General features: G+C 51.2%; 14 protein-coding genes. 6 read left to right on the forward strand and 8 right to left on the reverse strand.

From position 1 onward, the window contains the following. The first annotated feature begins 101 nt into the window (after positions 1 to 101). Entirely contained in the window at positions 102 to 662 is a 561-nt protein-coding gene (locus AC04MQ_RS17455; protein WP_015091524.1) for a hypothetical protein, read from the forward strand. A gap of 64 nt (positions 663 to 726) precedes the next feature. Here AC04MQ_RS17455 and AC04MQ_RS17460 read toward each other — a convergent pair whose 3' ends face one another. The 5 genes from AC04MQ_RS17460 to AC04MQ_RS17480 form a co-directional block, all read right to left on the reverse strand. Beyond that, entirely contained in the window at positions 727 to 1,374 is a 648-nt protein-coding gene (locus AC04MQ_RS17460; RefSeq protein ID WP_015091525.1) for an iron-containing redox enzyme family protein, read from the reverse strand. A 30-nt stretch (positions 1,375 to 1,404) separates the two neighbouring features. Continuing rightward, positions 1,405 to 2,085 carry a hypothetical protein gene (locus AC04MQ_RS17465; RefSeq protein WP_080602398.1) on the reverse strand — a complete coding sequence of 227 codons (681 nt, stop codon included), beginning with the start codon at positions 2,083 to 2,085 and terminating at the stop codon, positions 1,405 to 1,407. 133 nt (positions 2,086 to 2,218) lie between these two features. Then, positions 2,219 to 2,917 (reverse strand): hypothetical protein, encoded by a 699-nt coding sequence (locus tag AC04MQ_RS17470; RefSeq protein ID WP_015091527.1) that lies wholly within the window; start codon positions 2,915 to 2,917, stop codon positions 2,219 to 2,221. Between the two features lie 121 nt (positions 2,918 to 3,038). After that, positions 3,039 to 3,365 (reverse strand): thioredoxin, encoded by a 327-nt coding sequence (gene trxA / locus AC04MQ_RS17475; protein WP_011164878.1) that lies wholly within the window; start codon positions 3,363 to 3,365, stop codon positions 3,039 to 3,041. 70 nt (positions 3,366 to 3,435) lie between these two features. Beyond that, positions 3,436 to 4,458: an ANTAR domain-containing protein gene (locus AC04MQ_RS17480; protein WP_015091529.1), complete on the reverse strand. Its 1,023-nt coding sequence runs from the start codon at positions 4,456 to 4,458 to the stop codon at positions 3,436 to 3,438. A gap of 128 nt (positions 4,459 to 4,586) precedes the next feature. Between AC04MQ_RS17480 and lptF the strand changes: the two genes are divergently transcribed. Further along, positions 4,587 to 5,690 carry an LPS export ABC transporter permease LptF gene (gene lptF, locus AC04MQ_RS17485; protein ID WP_015091530.1) on the forward strand — a complete coding sequence of 368 codons (1,104 nt, stop codon included), beginning with the start codon at positions 4,587 to 4,589 and terminating at the stop codon, positions 5,688 to 5,690. 172 nt (positions 5,691 to 5,862) lie between these two features. On the opposite strand, the gene AC04MQ_RS17490 is transcribed toward lptF, so the two are convergent. The 3 genes from AC04MQ_RS17490 to AC04MQ_RS17500 are packed head-to-tail and all read right to left on the reverse strand — an operon-like array spanning position 5,863 to position 9,047. Continuing rightward, positions 5,863 to 6,810 (reverse strand): DNA-processing protein DprA, encoded by a 948-nt coding sequence (locus AC04MQ_RS17490; RefSeq protein WP_015091531.1) that lies wholly within the window; start codon positions 6,808 to 6,810, stop codon positions 5,863 to 5,865. Between the two features lie 44 nt (positions 6,811 to 6,854). Then, positions 6,855 to 8,492: a LysM peptidoglycan-binding domain-containing protein gene (locus AC04MQ_RS17495; protein WP_235046108.1), complete on the reverse strand. Its 1,638-nt coding sequence runs from the start codon at positions 8,490 to 8,492 to the stop codon at positions 6,855 to 6,857. A gap of 27 nt (positions 8,493 to 8,519) precedes the next feature. Further along, a complete protein-coding gene (locus tag AC04MQ_RS17500; RefSeq protein ID WP_015091533.1) occupies positions 8,520 to 9,047 on the reverse strand; it encodes a tetratricopeptide repeat protein in 528 nt (175 codons plus the stop codon). Positions 9,048 to 9,350: 303 nt separating this feature from the next. Between AC04MQ_RS17500 and AC04MQ_RS17505 the strand changes: the two genes are divergently transcribed. The 4 genes from AC04MQ_RS17505 to AC04MQ_RS17520 all read left to right on the forward strand — a co-directional run bounded on the left by AC04MQ_RS17505 (position 9,351) and on the right by AC04MQ_RS17520 (position 15,320). After that, positions 9,351 to 10,265, forward strand: a complete 915-nt coding sequence (locus AC04MQ_RS17505; RefSeq protein ID WP_148278820.1) for a ComEC/Rec2 family competence protein — start codon at positions 9,351 to 9,353, stop codon at positions 10,263 to 10,265. After that, the gene (locus AC04MQ_RS17510; protein WP_148278821.1) at positions 10,262 to 11,002 is read left to right on the forward strand and encodes a ComEC/Rec2 family competence protein; all 741 of its coding nucleotides are present in this window, start codon (positions 10,262 to 10,264) and stop codon (positions 11,000 to 11,002) included. Before AC04MQ_RS17505 ends, AC04MQ_RS17510 begins: the two co-directional genes overlap by 4 nt. Before the next feature lie 111 nt (positions 11,003 to 11,113). Continuing rightward, the gene (locus tag AC04MQ_RS17515; RefSeq protein ID WP_475392709.1) at positions 11,114 to 14,305 is read left to right on the forward strand and encodes a G8 domain-containing protein; all 3,192 of its coding nucleotides are present in this window, start codon (positions 11,114 to 11,116) and stop codon (positions 14,303 to 14,305) included. A gap of 25 nt (positions 14,306 to 14,330) precedes the next feature. Continuing rightward, complete coding sequence (locus tag AC04MQ_RS17520; protein ID WP_475392710.1) at positions 14,331 to 15,320, forward strand: SCO family protein; 990 nt, start codon at positions 14,331 to 14,333, stop codon at positions 15,318 to 15,320. Positions 15,321 to 15,337 lie beyond the last annotated feature (17 nt).

Raw genomic sequence — 15,337 nt, forward strand, 5'->3', positions numbered from 1 at the left:
TTTTTTGCGTTTCAGACACTCCCCTGCCTTCTACCACAATTTAATGGTTTCTCGCATTGGAACGGTTATCGCAAGAAAACCTCCTATCAGGAGAAAACCATATGAAAAAGAGTCTGACGGCCCTGGTGGCCCTGTTCCTATTAAGCAGTATCGGTCACGCAGCCCCTTATTATACTGGTATCGGGTGTAACGAAGAAGGCACGTCGTGCACCTTCGGAAAGCCCTCTAAACGCGTTCTGCAGTGGTCCCGTAAAGGTACAATTGATGAACTGGGTTCCCGTTGTGAGAAATTCTTCGACAATCTGGAACAGCGTCAGCGTGTGATCGGCACTCAGCGCGCGATCGACCTGAAGTACAAAAACTTCACCTATAACTGGGTTGCGGGCGACCTGGATCAGAATGGTCACGCCAAAATCAAATGCCATATTGAATTGCACTCTGAAATCGCTGACGTGAAAATCGTGGGTGAAAAAGTAAAAAGTCTTTACTGGGTTTGTGAAAACGAAAACAGCGGCGGCATCTGCAAAAACTACGAGTCTGATTGCGAAGCTCTTCGTCAGCAGACCTTGAAAGACCCTTCTGTTCTGGATGCAACGATCTATCGTGGCGCGTCCCTGATGCAGGGTAATATCTGCGACGTGGTTGCAGCTCGTTTCAAATAGTCCTGACTTCACTCTTCTCTAATAAAAAAGCCGGAGCAGACCTCCGGCTTTTTTATTTTTACACTTAAGCGGCGCTGCGCCCCCGGGCCCGGGATATTTCACGACACTCATTCAGCATCTGGTCATAATAGCTCAAAGTCTGCCGCAGGTTCTGCATCACCACCACCTGGTCATCCGGCGACAGCGTGGCAATCTTATTCAGAGCCTCTTCGGTATGCCCCACGTCCTCTTCCGCATGCACGCGGATAAAGTGCGCGGCCTTCGGGCCCCAGGCTTTTTCAATGCGTTTGTTCATGTAATCACCAAAGTGCGCGGCCAGTGCTTCCAGCCCCAGAATGTATCCAAAGAAGGCCATCGGTGAATGGTGTTCAATATAATAGTACTGCGTCTGATAAAGCGCGCAGGTGCCCGGCATTTCCGGCCACTCGTCCATCTTGCTGCCCAGGGTTTTCAGATCATTCACCAGCAACTTGTCGTGGCCTTTTTCTTCCGCACAATGAGCCAGGAACCGGTTGTGGAACTCGGGCGCCCCAAACGGAGTGCGCGCCCCGGCCATGGCCAGCAGGCGTGTTGTGTGCCGGGCAAAATAGAAGGTCTGTGACACCCAGGCGGAATAGGCGTTTTTATCCTCCCACGGGAAAGCTTCGATCTGTTTTTTGGAGAAATTCAAAAGGGTCATCAGTTCATCGTTAACGTTCTTATTGTTAGGCATTTGTCTCTCTTTTCAGGTTTTATAAAACCATTAAGCTGCAATTTTCAGATTGTTTCTGCGAACTTCGCGCAGACAAGTCACGTGGGATTTTTTATCGGCCCACAGGCTTTCCACCAGCGCGTTGGATTTCGGATCAGGCAGAGGCACAACCTCCCCTTTTGCCGTCATCAGGATTTCGCATTCATAGTTCATCTTCATCACACTGCCAAAATAAGCGGTTCCGCTTTTTTCAGCCTTGCGCCGCACATGCAGATCCTTGCGGGCCGTGCCCACCCAGCAGTCCCATGGCGAAGACTCCATCACCTTGCTTCCCAGCGCGATGATGATTTCAGCCCAGTTCACTTCAGCACTGCGTGACCGGTATTCGGGAATCACCGTCAAATATTCCATGCTCATCAGGGTATTGATGCCGTGGCTTTTGAATTTATCAATGATCGCCTGATCAAAGGCTTTCATATAGTGGTGATCACGAAGGGCGTCCGAGCGCAGATCAAAAGCGCTGTACAAATGGAAACCGAAAACTTTTCCGTTATCGGTCAGGCAGACGACAATGTCGTTGCGATGAAAATCATCCGGGTTCAAAGGTTCGCCGACTTTGCCCAGCACCTCTGAATAGACCCGCCTCCATACCTCGTAGACGTCGTTGCTTAATTTTACTGTTTCGGGATTCAACTCGCGTGGATTGAAAAGGTGATACTGAAACTTACCCATACACTCTCCTTCCGGCAGAGTGTTTCGGATGTTCCACTTGTGAACTTGATAGTGTTTACTAATTTAAGACGTTTGATTCTGAGAACAAGTGACTTGTGTGCTGTGATTCTCAAAAAATCACATTGCAAAAAAATCAGTTGCGGAGCATTTCCACTTTTTCAAGAACGATCACGCAGTCAGGGCGCTTGTTTCGGTACACTGGAGCCATTCTGCGGATTTCGCAGTTCATCGTCAAACGCTCCGCCGAACGCGCTTCGCGCAGTTGGTGAACCGGAACATCCGGTACAAATGTACCATCCACTTCGCCGTTGAACACCAGGTTGCAGGCATCAATAATCTTCTGAGTGATGGTTTCTTCTCTTTCAAACAGGGACCACCACTCGTAGGCGTTCAGTTCTTCAAGAGTATAAGAACAGCAGTCAAAGAAATTGAAATTACGGAACAGTTGAACGTGCTCTTTGGAATAGATCTCAATGATATCTTCGTTCTGGATATGGCTGAACAAATCAGAACTTGGCACCAACCCCAGACGACGGAACGCCTTCCATGTGAAGGACAGACTGTCGTTGATTTTGTAGCCTTCAGCCAGCTGGGAATGACACAGCTCCTGATAGAAGCGCACTTTTTCAACGGCGTCTCTTTTTTTATCCAGAGGCAAACGGGAAAAATACGGAAGACCCGGAACATACGGGCGCACGGTTTTACCTTCAGCTTTCAGCATCAGGGAAATATCCGTGGTGATCGTCTTGAACTCTTCGTTCAGAACTTCGTGTTCATTGTCTCTAACGTAAATCTCTGGGTACATGATATCCTCGGTCGGCTCTTCAAACATTGTTTGGGATCCTGTGAAGTATCATAGTGAAACGCAGGACTCTTGTCCAATTCAAACAAAAAAAGGCCCCCACTTGGGAGCCTTCTTTACCTACTTCTAATAATTCTAAACAGAGACGCGATTAAACGTTCTTATTCAGGAATTCAAGAATAGCGTCTTTTGGGTGGTTGCCAACCAATTGGCCCACTTCACTGCCGCCTTTGAACAACAACATCGCAGGGATACCGCGGATGCCGTATTTGCCAGGAACGCTTGGGTTTTCGTCCACGTTCACTTTTACGATTTTTACTTTCGCACCCAACTCCTGTGCAACTTCTTCAAGCTTAGGAGCCAAAGCACGGCAAGGTCCACACCACTCGGCCCAGAAATCCACCAACACTGGGGTGGATGAATTTAGAACTTCTGCATCGAAAGACGTGTCTGTAACTGCTTTAGTAAATGTGCCCATGAATGGCCTCCGTAATATCTACACTCAATGTGATCACGGAAACCTTATCGTCAAGCCCGGTGAGGATCAATTACTTTTTAAAGAGGGCTTTTGTGAACTCTTGGCGCAACTTATCGAGTTCGTTGATGTTTTGACTATCCCAGTCAGCCTCCAGGTCTTTTTGACGACGACGCGCCTCAACCCGAGTCACGGTGCTTTTCGGAGATACCTTCACATCCTCCACAAGCTTCGCATACTTAGCCATCTTTTCTTGAAGTGCTTTATCAGCGTTTTGCAAACTTTCCTGAGCCCGCGAAACCAGCTGCGCCTGCTCGTCTTCTTCATTCCCCAGGCCCGTTCCAGGCACTGGAACTTCGACTTTTTCAACCTCGGGAGCCCCGCCACCCAAAAGCTCGCGTTCAAAAGCCTTCAGATCCACATCCGGAAAGTCCGACGCCTCTTCCGCTGCTGCGCCGCGCTCAGCATCCGCGGCAGCCATACGATCACCAAAGCGGAAAGATGGTTTTTCCCTTTGCTCTTCATCAGTTACAAGCAGGCCTTCAGAATTCTCATCAATTCTTTCAGGGCGTAAAGACTGCTCGCCATGGGCTTGCACTTCCTCCGTGGAACCCTTGATAAAAATCGCTTCATCCTCGGGGGAAAACTTTCCGCTGCCGGCCACGGTGGTGGCAGACTTTTGCGGGCTTTCAACATGCATGGCTTTGTTCAGGCGCTCCAGCAACACGGCTTCATCATGCCCCAACATGCGACCAATCACCTGCACCAGGCGCACCGGAGCCACCGGGGACTCCAACACCATGTCGACGCGGATCTTAATAAGATCCTGCGGATTGGGTTTGAAGTTTGCCGGAAAAATAAGCACCGACTTTCCCTGCCAGCGGGACATCTCTTTCAGACGCTTCCCGACCCCCAGTGAGCTGACCTTGCCGCCTTTACCAGCGCCCACAACAAGATCCGGATTGAATGCCAGCATCTGCTCGGCCACAGCGTATTCGCTGGACAGACCGATGACATCAAAGCCCACCTTTTTCAAAGTGCCTTCAACAGACATCAAGTCAGCATAATCCTCGTAAACCAAAAGAATCTTGTTCATAGTTCTATTGTCAGATAAGCAGAGTCATGGGTCAATAAGGCTTCTTCTGGACAATGGGCGCGATGACGTTGGGCCCAAGGCACTCTAGAATAGGTTCAACACACGGGCGACCAAGACGGAGACCAGATTTGAGTATTTTTAACGGAAAAAAAGCCGCACAGTACATTTTCTTTGAGATGCTCCCGAGTTTTATTTTGGGATTGCTGGTCTTTGTCTCCATTATTTTGATGTTCCAGGTTCTGCGACTTACGGAATTCGCCCTGGTGCACGGCGTGGCCATGAAAACCATCGCCGAAATCATCGGTTACGTCATTATCTCGATGCTGCCGATTCTGTTCCCCATGGCTTTGCTGTTCTCAGTTTTATTGACCTATGGGCGACTTAGTCAGGATTCTGAGATCGTCGCTATGAAAGCATCCGGCCTGCCGATGGGCACACTGCTGCTGCCCGCCCTGGTTTTGGCCACTTTGGTGGGTGTGATTTCCGCCCAGATGTCCTTCAACATCGCACCCTGGGGAAATCGTCAGTTCGAAGTTCTTTATTCCCGCCTGGCCAACACGAAGGCTGCCGCGATTATCAAGGAAGGCACTTTTGCGGAAGGCTTCTTTGACATGGTCATTTACGCCAACGAGGTCAACACCGACAAGGGCCTGCTTAAAAAGGTCTTTATCTATGACGAGAAAAACGGCGACGTGCCTTTGACCATCATCGCCAAGGCCGGAGAAATTGTTCCGGATCCCTCACGCCCGGGGCATGAGATTTTGCTGCAATTAAACCAGGGCGAAATTCACCGTCAGGCCAAAACTCACACCAAGATCAGCTTTGACACTTATGACGTGCGCTTCTCGGAACCTCAAAACATCGAGGAAAAAGCCAAGTCGCCGCCTTCATTGACGTTGGAAGAAGTCCGCAACCGCCTGAAAGAGGACATCAAAGACAAAGAGGTCCGTCGCACCTTGCAGAGTGAATACCACAAACGCTGGGCCATCTCGGTCTTGTGTATCGTCTTTGCGATGATCGGTGTGGGTTTGGGAACAACCACCAACCGTCGTGCAGCCAAAGCCGGCGGCATGATTCTTTGTATTGGTATCATCATCTTCTATTGGATTTTGTATGTGGCTGCTGAAGGTGCAGCACGAAGCGGAACTTTACCAGCGGCACTTGCCATCTGGACACCGAATGTTCTATTTGCTGCTTTGGGTGTGGAAACTTTAAGAAGAAACTGGAACTAAGATTGGGCTTGAAAAATAGAGCGATGCAGTAGCATCCTTACTACCACGGTCGTCCCTGACCACATCGCCCCTCCCTTACTTCAAATGGTAGGGGCAATACCTTGAGCTTGCAAAAGGTTTTTTTAGATCATTTCATTTTTTTCCCAAGCATTTTGGCCACTTAGCACATCCACTACAGGTAGTGTTGCAGCTCAAGTGTCTTACCTACCCCTGCTGGTGTTCTTTGTTCACCAGCATTTTCTGAATGGAAAAACATGAGCAAGTCTTGAGCATCACGAACCGCCTGTGCACCGTCCATCAACAAATCCAAAGCGCCTTGAAAATGCGGATCCAACGGATGCCCCGGAACCACCCACACAGGCCTTCCGATCTGTGCTGCTTGATGTGCGGTGATCAGCGTTCCGCTGCGACGACGAGCTTCCACCAATAAACTTGCGCGTCCCAAAGCGGCGATCAATCGGTTGCGATGATGGAACAGATGTTTGTGCATCTTTTGGTGATGATCATACTCACTTAAAAAACATCCACCCTGTTCAATCACAAGCCCCATCCACTCTTTCAAGTTCGCCGGATAGACTTCACCCAGCCCCGAGGGTAACACCACCACGGTGGGACAGAATTTGCGCAAAGCCACGCTGTGAGCCTTTTGATCCACCCCGCGCGCACCACCGCTGACAATGCAGGGCTTTTCATGCTCACAGAAATGACCCAGCTCTTTTTCCATCCATAACAATGAATCCGCCGCTGGCTCCCGACTGCCCACGACGGAAAGAGTTTTGGCATTGAGCCAAGCCGGCGAACCGCGATAACTCAGGGTCAACGGCGGGTCCGCCATCTGATAGCAAAGTTCCGGATACAAGGCCTCGCCATAAACGACAAAATTCACCCCCTGCAGTTTCAGCTGCAGACTTTCTTCGCAGTGTTTTTTGAACAGCTCATGGTTTTTCGACAAAGCCTCGGCCAGATCCGGCCACCGGGGGCGAAGTTCGACCAGCACCTGATCGGCGGCAAGCCTCCCAGCGCGGGCAAGCTCGCGATAAAGGGCATGAATACCGTCACGGTCGACGGCGTAAAGCGGATGACTTTTTATTATTTGCGAAATCGAGTAAAGATCGTTCATAAGAAAAAAGGCCCTGCAATTTGCAGAGCCTTCTTAAAAGAGTCTTAAAAATCAAGATCGGAATCATCCAGTCCGCCATCCGGCGCCGGAGTGTCTGCCGGGGTGCTCGGAGCGTTGTCAAATTCCTTTTCAAAGTCCTCGTCCGCTGCGGCGGGGGCTTCCACCACCGGAGCCTCGCGCATCGCCTGAACCACCGGTTTACCGACATAGTCGCCAACCAGGATGTTGTCCGAAGCTTTGATCACGTAGGCCGTCGCGAAGTTTGGCGATACACGCACAATTTTCACTGATCCCACCACGCGGTCGTTCATCACGGCTTCATTTTTCTTGTTACGAACGCGCTCGTCCGCAAACACCGCCAGCGTCTGACCTTCCTGCAACCCGGAAGCAGAACCGCCATCCAGGAACACCAACGTGCTATTGCCGAAGATATTACGTTTTTTGTCGAACTGCCCACCCATGATTTTTGCGCCCACACCAGACACCATGCCTGACGGAGACGGATCGATCATCGGCAGTTTTCCCGGAGTCAGGATCGCCCCCACGTCCACCGGCTGAATGGATTTTTTCACAATCGCGCGATAGATGTTTTGCTGATCGTTCACTTTTTCCAGAACTTCGATTTCACCCTGCAGTTCCACCATCTGTCCCTGACGGTCTTTCACCAGAGGATCTTTCACCATGGTCAGATTCTTCTGAGCCACGAAATCCTTGCCGCCATTGCTGTCCAGACGAACATAAATGTACTGGAATTCACCGGCCGTTTTCATGTCCATTTCAGTTGCGGTCACACGACCCACACCCTGAACCGGCGCATCCGCCAGATAGTATTCCAAAAACTCGGGCGCTGTCGGGAACTGGGTTTTCGGCAATTCGATCTGCAATTCCAACTTAGGATCGTTCATCGCACCCATGCGATAAGAAGGCAGACTGTTCGGCAGAGTCTTCAGCAGCGGTGCGCGCTTTTTTCCGCGCGGCAAAGCCACGGTGTCCGTCTTGGCGCCAGCCTCAGGCTTCACGTCCGTCACCACTGTGCCGTCCGCTTTCCCCGCGGTATCAGCCGCTGCCAGATCCAAAGTCGGCGCTTCATCGGCCGTACCCGGGAAGAACTGAATGTTCATCTTCGGATCAATTTCGTGCGGATTGTGAACCGCACCGTTATTCAAAGACCAAATTTTCGGCCAGAAATTCGGATCGCCGAAGAACGTTGTCGAGATCCCCCACAACGTGTCCCCTTTTTGCACCTGATAGATTTCCGCTTCGCGGTTGCCTACGGCTTTTTCCCACAGCTCTACAGAGGTGGGCTGTTCATTGTAGCTTTTGTAAATGCGGTGGAATTCAGCCTCGCGGGAATAATCCGGTTCCGACCCCACGACGCCCGTTGCCGGTGCCGGGCTGAATGTTTCAACCGTCTGAGTTTCCTGAGTGGGCGCTGAAGGAGCAATGTCTTCCATCGTCGGTTCAGGGCTTGCCACTTCCGGAGCCGGAGGCGGCGGCACATCTGCGCCGGAATCATCAACGTCTTTGAACTCTGGCACGCTGGGTTCAACCACTTCCTGCTGCTGGCTTTCCAGCACGTCCAATGGATCCGACTCCCAGGTCGCATCCGGTGGGTTGTCTTGCGCCTGCGCCAGCAGTGCCGTCAGGATCAGGGCCATCATTACGGAGAACTTCTTGTTCATCACTCTTTGCATCCTTGCCGTGATTTTTTATTTCAGAATTTTCAACTCAGCATCTGCGCGGAACGATTCCGGGCTGCCCGGGTAACGGGAGCGGACGTCCAGCAGGGCTTTGCGTGAAAACTCGGGCAGATTCATTTTTTTGTAGGTCATGGCTTTGGCAAACTTGGCTGCAGCCACTTTGTTGCTGCGAGGATATTGCTTTTCAATTTGCGCAAAGTACTTGATCGCTTCAGCGTAATTGCCGTTATCCACGGCCATACGGCCCGCGACAAACAATGCATTGTCGGCGTAAGAGCTTTGCGGATAGCGGGACAGAAGGCTTTGCAAGCGGCTCTTAAAGGCGATTTCATCATTGTTCTGATAGGCGCTTACCATTTCAGCATAAAGGCCGATGTCACTTTCTTTCGAAAGGTCTTTCCCCGTCAGCTCCACAAGCAGAGCTTCCTGGCTCAGGTCACGAGAAGAGCTCTTTGCTCCACTGGTTGCAGGTTTGGCGAACGAGGCCAAAGGCAGGCTTAAAAGGACCGTTGCTGCTAATAGTCTAAGTTGCTTCATCTATCGACACCTCTTGATCTTTTACTAGTATGACACGCCTTGAGAAGTGCAAACAAGCAGGAGTTATCCACATAAAATGTTGAGTTATTGTAATGCTAGACCTTAGACCTATTTGTTTTCAAGGCTTTCAGCGATTTGCATGGATCTTAAGCAGCATATAAACTACCGATATTACTAGAATTTATAGCATTAATGCCCTGTAATTATGCTCTGAAATTTCAGATCTTAAAATCCGTCCCCCGAAGACGCGCGGACCCAATAACAGACTATTTTAGAAATCCACTGCGTTATGAAAATTGCTAAGTGCTTAGAACCATGATCATTCTTCTAAGCCTTGCCCTTTGCTTAAGCATCGCCGCTCCAGACGGTTTGCTGATAAACACAACACATCTGTCACAGAATTTTCAGAAAAAGTGTGTTCACTTTCTGCCAAAGAATTCACTAGAACAGCAGTCTTTAGCATCTCTTCTTTGTGGTGAAAAAATCACAGACACTGATTTGCAGAAAAATCTGCAACGCACATCACTGATTCACATCTTTGTTATTTCAGGATCTCACCTGATTTTGCTTGATGAACTCTTAAGCATCTTAAGAATTCCACTCTTTGTAAGAATCCTTTTTCTGGGCTTCTACTCGCTGGTCGTAGGCTGGCAACCGCCGGCGGTGCGGGCGCTGATCGCGCTCGGAACACGTCACGGTTTCAAACATTTTCGGCTGCATCTGCCACCGGATTTGATGGTGCTGGTGGCAGGAATGGTGACGCTGACCCTGTTCCCGGCGTGGTGGGATTCCCTGTCCCTGCTGATGAGCTGGTGCGCGGCCCTGGCGCTGTGCTGGGGTTCTTTGCTGCGGGTGAAGGCAACCCTGCCCCGCCTGCTGCTGTCCCAGATCGGCATCTTTGTCTTTATGAGCGCCCCGCTGTGGGGCTTGGGAAGCCTGCACCCATTGAGTCTGATTTACAACCTGCTGCTGGCCCCGGTGGTGAGCTATATTTTACTGCCACTGGCGTTCTTCGTGACCCTGCTGCCCTCAGGGGTTTTCATCTTTGACGGCGTGATGGAGTTTTTCCGGCAGGCGCTGACAGCACTTTCTGAACCCATCGTTTTGCACAAAACCCGCCCACCTTCCGTGGCGCAACTGTGGCTGTGGATTTGTTTCTGGCAGGTGGTCATGCACTTTTTAAGACTGCATCTATGGCAGGGGCGGGATTCACGATGAATCTGTTTTTCTTTTTACTGATCACGCTCAGTACTTCACAAATTAAACACATTCTTCCCGGCCACTATTTTGTGATCTGGAATGTCGGTCAGGGCCAATGGGTCAGCGAAGTGTCCCCGCTGCGCTGTCGGCATTTTGATATGGGTGGAGAATTCTTTCCGTGGGCACGCCTGCGCTTTGCCTGTGCGGAAAAAGAAAATCAGGTGTTTTTATCCCACTGGGACTGGGATCATATCGGGGCTTTGTCGAAAGACTTTCAAATCCGGCCATTTCGCTTCTGTCTGGCATTGCCTCCATTGGGAAAATCCTCGCGCTACAAAATGCGCCTGGTGAAGGCGCTGCCACTGTGTCTGCAAAAAGATCTGCCGGTCTGGACACCCGCCTTAAACAAAGACAGCAATGCCGAAAGCCACGTGCTGCGCGCTGGCCCGGTGCTGTTACCCGGAGATTCCCCTAAATCCCAAGAGCTTTTATGGCGCCAGCAAAGCTTCGTGCGCACATCCACAGTGCTGGTGTTGGGTCACCATGGCAGTAAAACCAGCACCTCCACGGAACTACTGACGTCACTGCCGCACCTGCGACAAGCCGTCACCTCGGCGCGCTGGTCGCGCTACAAACATCCTCACCCTTCGGTCGTGCAACGACTGCAAGTGTCTCGCGTTCCCCTGCTGCGCACTGAGGACTGGGGGCACATCTGGATTGAAGGGAACACTTGGGACCACAAAAGTCCCCTGTGAAACTTTTAATCAACCTTTTCAACTTCGACAACTTTCTCCAGCAGGCCGCCCGCCAATTTCGCAATACCAAGAACGGCGTTTGCAGGTCCTTTTCCCTGGGGGACGATTCAAATGAAAATTTTCAAGACAAGCCTGATACTGACGACCTTAAGCGTTTCATCTGCGGCAGCTGATGTAACGGGCTATATTGATACAGTGAAGGAACTTGAAGACGGAACCGTGTCCATCCGTGGCTGGGCCTGCGATAGTGCGGTGAGTTCCACCATCAATGTGCATTTGTACGCCGGCGCACCGGCTGGCAATAAAGACACCCAGTTTGTCACCTCCACGGCTGCAAATCTTGCTTCCGAATCGCAGGTCAGCAGTGCCTGCCAGACCCAAAAAGTTTCTCATCGCTTTGAAGCACGCCTGCCCCGCGCCACCGCCTTGAAATATTCCTCTCAGCCTTTGTATGCCTATGGCATTTCACTTTCCAAAAAAGCCAATCTGCAACTGGCACAATCTGGAAAGCACAGCATTCCCAGCCGCCGCGAAATCGCTGGCCAGATTGACTCCGTTCAGGAACGCACGTCTGACGGTGCGGTGGTGATCCGAGGCTGGGCGTGCGATCGCTTCAACGATAAAAGCATTTCCGTGCACCTTTACGCCAATGCCGCGGCCGGTGGGGCTTCCGCCATTTTTGTGAAGTCTGCCCCAACAGGCAAATCTTCAGAATCCGCGATCAAAACCATTTGCGGCACAAAAGCCTCTGGCCACCGCTTTGAATCCGTGATCCCAAAAGGGGTGGCGTTGCGCTTTGCCGGAAGCCCCGTATTTGCTCACGGCATTTCCACTTCCGGCGGTGCCAACAGCCTGATCGGAAATGCCGGGCGTTTTTCCATCCCGAACTACCCTGCCGATCAAAAGCTGTCGCAGCTGATGCTGAACGCCGATGGCAGTTCAATCAGTGGTGATTTTGTGATTCCCGCCGGCTTTCGCGTGGAAATGGACCGCAATATCAACGTCAGAAATCTGACCATTCAGGGCCGCTTATTCTGCCCGGCAAAGGGTAATTTCACCCTGAAAGCCTCCTCCCTGCATGTGCACGGATCCGAGGCACTACTTCAGTGCGGAACCAGCATGACGCCGTTTCAAGGACAACTGAAAATCGCCATCAAAGGTGGTGTGTTTCTCAAGGACAACTGCGATGGCGCTCTGGTCCCGTGCAGTGATCGCAACATCATGGCCATGAAGGGCGGGACCATCCGCCTGGTCGGCAACAAGGCAAATTCCAAATGGTTGAAACTAAATAAAACAGCCGAAACCGGTGCTGCGGAAATCGTTCTGACCGAAACCGTGCAATGGAAAGCTGGCGACCGCATTGCCATCGCCCCCACGGCCTACCGCTATCTGGAAGCTGAAGAAGCCGTGATCAAATCCGTACAAGGCACACGTGTGACTTTGACGGGCCCTCTGAAATATCGTCACAACGGGCAAAGTCACAGCTATAAAACCCCCACCAAAACCTGGGTTGTGGATGAACGCGCCGAAGTCGCCAACCTCACCCGCAATATTCATATCACTTCTGATGGCAACACCGAGGCCATGAACTTCAAGGGCGCACATCTGATGATCATGCCCTCTTCCTATGGTTACATCGACGGAGTGGAGTTTTCCCATATGGGCCGCATGGGTGAAATGGCCCGCTATCCTTTCCACTGGCACCGCGTCGGGGATGCTGCCGGTCAGTACATCAAAAACTCCAGCATTCACCATTCTTTCCAGCGCTGTATCACTGTGCATGCCACCAACAATGCGCTGGTTGAAAACAACGTGTGCTATGATCACTACGGGCATGGCTTCTTCCTGGAAGACGGCAATGAAGTTGGCAACACCTTTGCCAAAAACCTGGGCATCCTGTCCCGCCGCCCACTGCCAGATCGCCATATCCTTCAATCAGATATTGATGTCAGCAGCCCCGGTCGCTTCCCAGGACCTGCGACTTTCTGGGTGTCCAATCCCAACAATATCTTCAAAGACAACGTGGCAGCCGGCTCCCAGGGCACAGGCTATTGGATGAGCTTTGCACGCGGTGTCTCCTGCGAAAAATTCAACTGTTCCTTCCCGGACAGCCGAAAACCTGCCAATGTCTTCCCCCGCCTGGAAGTCACCCGTCAGTTTGATAACAATACCGCCCGCACCACCACCGTGGGCTTCACTTGGGATGGAGTGGCCGATGGGGCTCTGACAGAAAACCCCCGCAATCCTCACGATCGAAAAATCGTGACGGTTCACTATGCTCCCGCAAAAACTCCGACCATTCGCAATATGAAGGCTTTCAAAAGCGTGGAAGCCGCAATGTACACCCGCGCTCAGACCATGAACTTCGTCAATGCCCTGTTTGCCGATAACCGCTCTAATATCTGGGCAGCCTACAATCTGGTTATGCGTGACAGTGCCGTGATTGCAATCAGCGGCAATCACCAGCCCGCTGAGTTTAAGGACAATTCCCACTTCACAGGTGCGCGCATCTATGACGGTCCGATGGATCTTAGCGGCATTGATTTCATCAACTTCAATGACGTGACCTATGGAAGCACAGTCATCAAACCCACCCCCTTCCGTTCAGTGGGCGCCTCAGAACGTTTTGCCAATGTCGCGCAAAAGCTGCGCTTCTTCCCCGAGCCATCAAGGAAAATCGTCTTTGATGCAGTCAGTGGTCCCACATCATTGGGCGGCACTGAATCTGCCAGCATCCGCGACTTGGATGGCAGTCTGACCGGCACACCCCAAAGCCTGCTGGTGCCAACTCATGCCTTTAACAATGCTCCGGGATGTGCTGCTCCAACTGACGAAAGTGTTCGCGCCATGCTTTGCAACTACGAAGTCGGCAGTCTGTATTTGTTTAATCCCAACAAAGCCACAACTGCGTTTGGCACCTCACGCAGTGATGGCGTAAAGCTGACCACCAACAACTTCATGAACAAAGTGAATCTGATCTATGGTGGTAAATATGAATACAACATCCACTATAATGAAGACCTGGATCTGGAGCGGATCACCGTGGTCTTTAAAACCGCGAATCAAGGAGCCCTCAGTCCTGTTGTTGCCATCCGCGATCTGCCAGGCCGCCATTGCAAGATGTCGCAAGGTCGCTCCGTGGCGTCCTTATCCGAACTGCGAAACGCACAGGACAGCGCCTATTACAGCGCCCCTGATGTGCTCTACATCAAAAACAAAGCCACGGGTAAGGCCGGCTATGTCACGGGTACCTCTAACGCCCAGATCGGCCAGGGCGTGATGGGAAAAATTCTTTGCCAATAAGCCGGCAAAGAATTGAAAATAAGATATGAAGAAAATCCTCCTGTCAGTTCTGGTTTTGGTTCCAGTGGTGTTTTTTCTGTGGAACAAGCACGCATCGAAAACCGGCCTGAACCCCAAAGCCGTAGAATTCAAAATGCCCACCGGAGGTGATTTTCAAATCCCCTCCACTCTAGGGCTCTTTAATTCTTCGGATAAAAAAGGCAAAGTGCTGTTTGTCTTTTTTGGTTTCGCCCTCTGCCCGCATATCTGTCCGATGACGCTGGCAAATCTGGATCGCATGATCCAAAGTCTGCCGGCCGACAATCAGAACAAAGTCGAGGTCCTTTTCATCTCAATTGATCCCGAGCGTGACACGCTGGAATCCCTGCAAAAACATTTAAATAATTTTAAATCCCCGATGGTTGCCGCCACGGATACCCACGAAAACCTGAAAGCCATCACAGCTCTTTTTGGCGCACGCTATTCACGCATACGAACCGGCAGTTCTTTCTTTGTGGATCATACCAGTCAGGTTTTTGTGATCAACAGTCGTGGCGAATGGGTCGAGACTCTGGATTACAATGTCCCGGCTGAAGAATATCGTCAGGCCCTGGAGACCGCGGATGACAAAAAACCTCTGGCTGAACGACAAATCTCTTTGAAAAACGTCAGCCTGCTAGGGGAAAATTTGAATTGCGATCTGGCCTCGCAAACCTTCTGCGAAATCAGCACTATTCAGAACACCTATCGCATCGAGATGACACCTCAACCGGTGCAGGAAGCACAGCCCACCACGGTCACCGTCCATATCAAAAACTCTATATCAACACCCCTGCTGCTAGATTTTGAAGGCGTTGAGCAGGACATGGGCTTTATCCGTCCGGTACTGACCGGATCCGGCAACACCTATCAGACCTCTTTTGAGCTGCCTGTTTGTGAACTCAGCGAGATGCAGTGGCGCGTGCGTCTGGTACTTGAAAATCAGAACAGGGAAAGAGCTGCCCTTCAGTTCTATATGAAAACCAAAAGGCAGTAACTTGGCACCAGCAACGG

Source organism: Bdellovibrio sp. MYbb2 (genome assembly GCF_056175685.1).

What these genes read in the sequence shown, in the direction of transcription:
- AC04MQ_RS17470 (WP_015091527.1), bottom strand. Translation starts at nt 2,917, where the DNA reads ATGTTTGAAGAGCCGACCGAGGATATCATGTACCCAGAGATTTACGTT.
- AC04MQ_RS17480 (WP_015091529.1), bottom strand. Translation starts at nt 4,458, where the DNA reads ATGAACAAGATTCTTTTGGTTTACGAGGATTATGCTGACTTGATGTCT.
- AC04MQ_RS17460 (WP_015091525.1), bottom strand. Translation starts at nt 1,374, where the DNA reads ATGCCTAACAATAAGAACGTTAACGATGAACTGATGACCCTTTTGAAT.
- AC04MQ_RS17515 (WP_475392709.1), top strand. Translation starts at nt 11,114, where the DNA reads ATGAAAATTTTCAAGACAAGCCTGATACTGACGACCTTAAGCGTTTCA.
- trxA (WP_011164878.1), bottom strand. Translation starts at nt 3,365, where the DNA reads ATGGGCACATTTACTAAAGCAGTTACAGACACGTCTTTCGATGCAGAA.
- AC04MQ_RS17500 (WP_015091533.1), bottom strand. Translation starts at nt 9,047, where the DNA reads ATGAAGCAACTTAGACTATTAGCAGCAACGGTCCTTTTAAGCCTGCCT.
- AC04MQ_RS17495 (WP_235046108.1), bottom strand. Translation starts at nt 8,492, where the DNA reads ATGAACAAGAAGTTCTCCGTAATGATGGCCCTGATCCTGACGGCACTG.
- AC04MQ_RS17520 (WP_475392710.1), top strand. Translation starts at nt 14,331, where the DNA reads ATGAAGAAAATCCTCCTGTCAGTTCTGGTTTTGGTTCCAGTGGTGTTT.
- AC04MQ_RS17510 (WP_148278821.1), top strand. Translation starts at nt 10,262, where the DNA reads ATGAATCTGTTTTTCTTTTTACTGATCACGCTCAGTACTTCACAAATT.
- AC04MQ_RS17490 (WP_015091531.1), bottom strand. Translation starts at nt 6,810, where the DNA reads ATGAACGATCTTTACTCGATTTCGCAAATAATAAAAAGTCATCCGCTT.
- AC04MQ_RS17465 (WP_080602398.1), bottom strand. Translation starts at nt 2,085, where the DNA reads ATGGGTAAGTTTCAGTATCACCTTTTCAATCCACGCGAGTTGAATCCC.
- AC04MQ_RS17455 (WP_015091524.1), top strand. Translation starts at nt 102, where the DNA reads ATGAAAAAGAGTCTGACGGCCCTGGTGGCCCTGTTCCTATTAAGCAGT.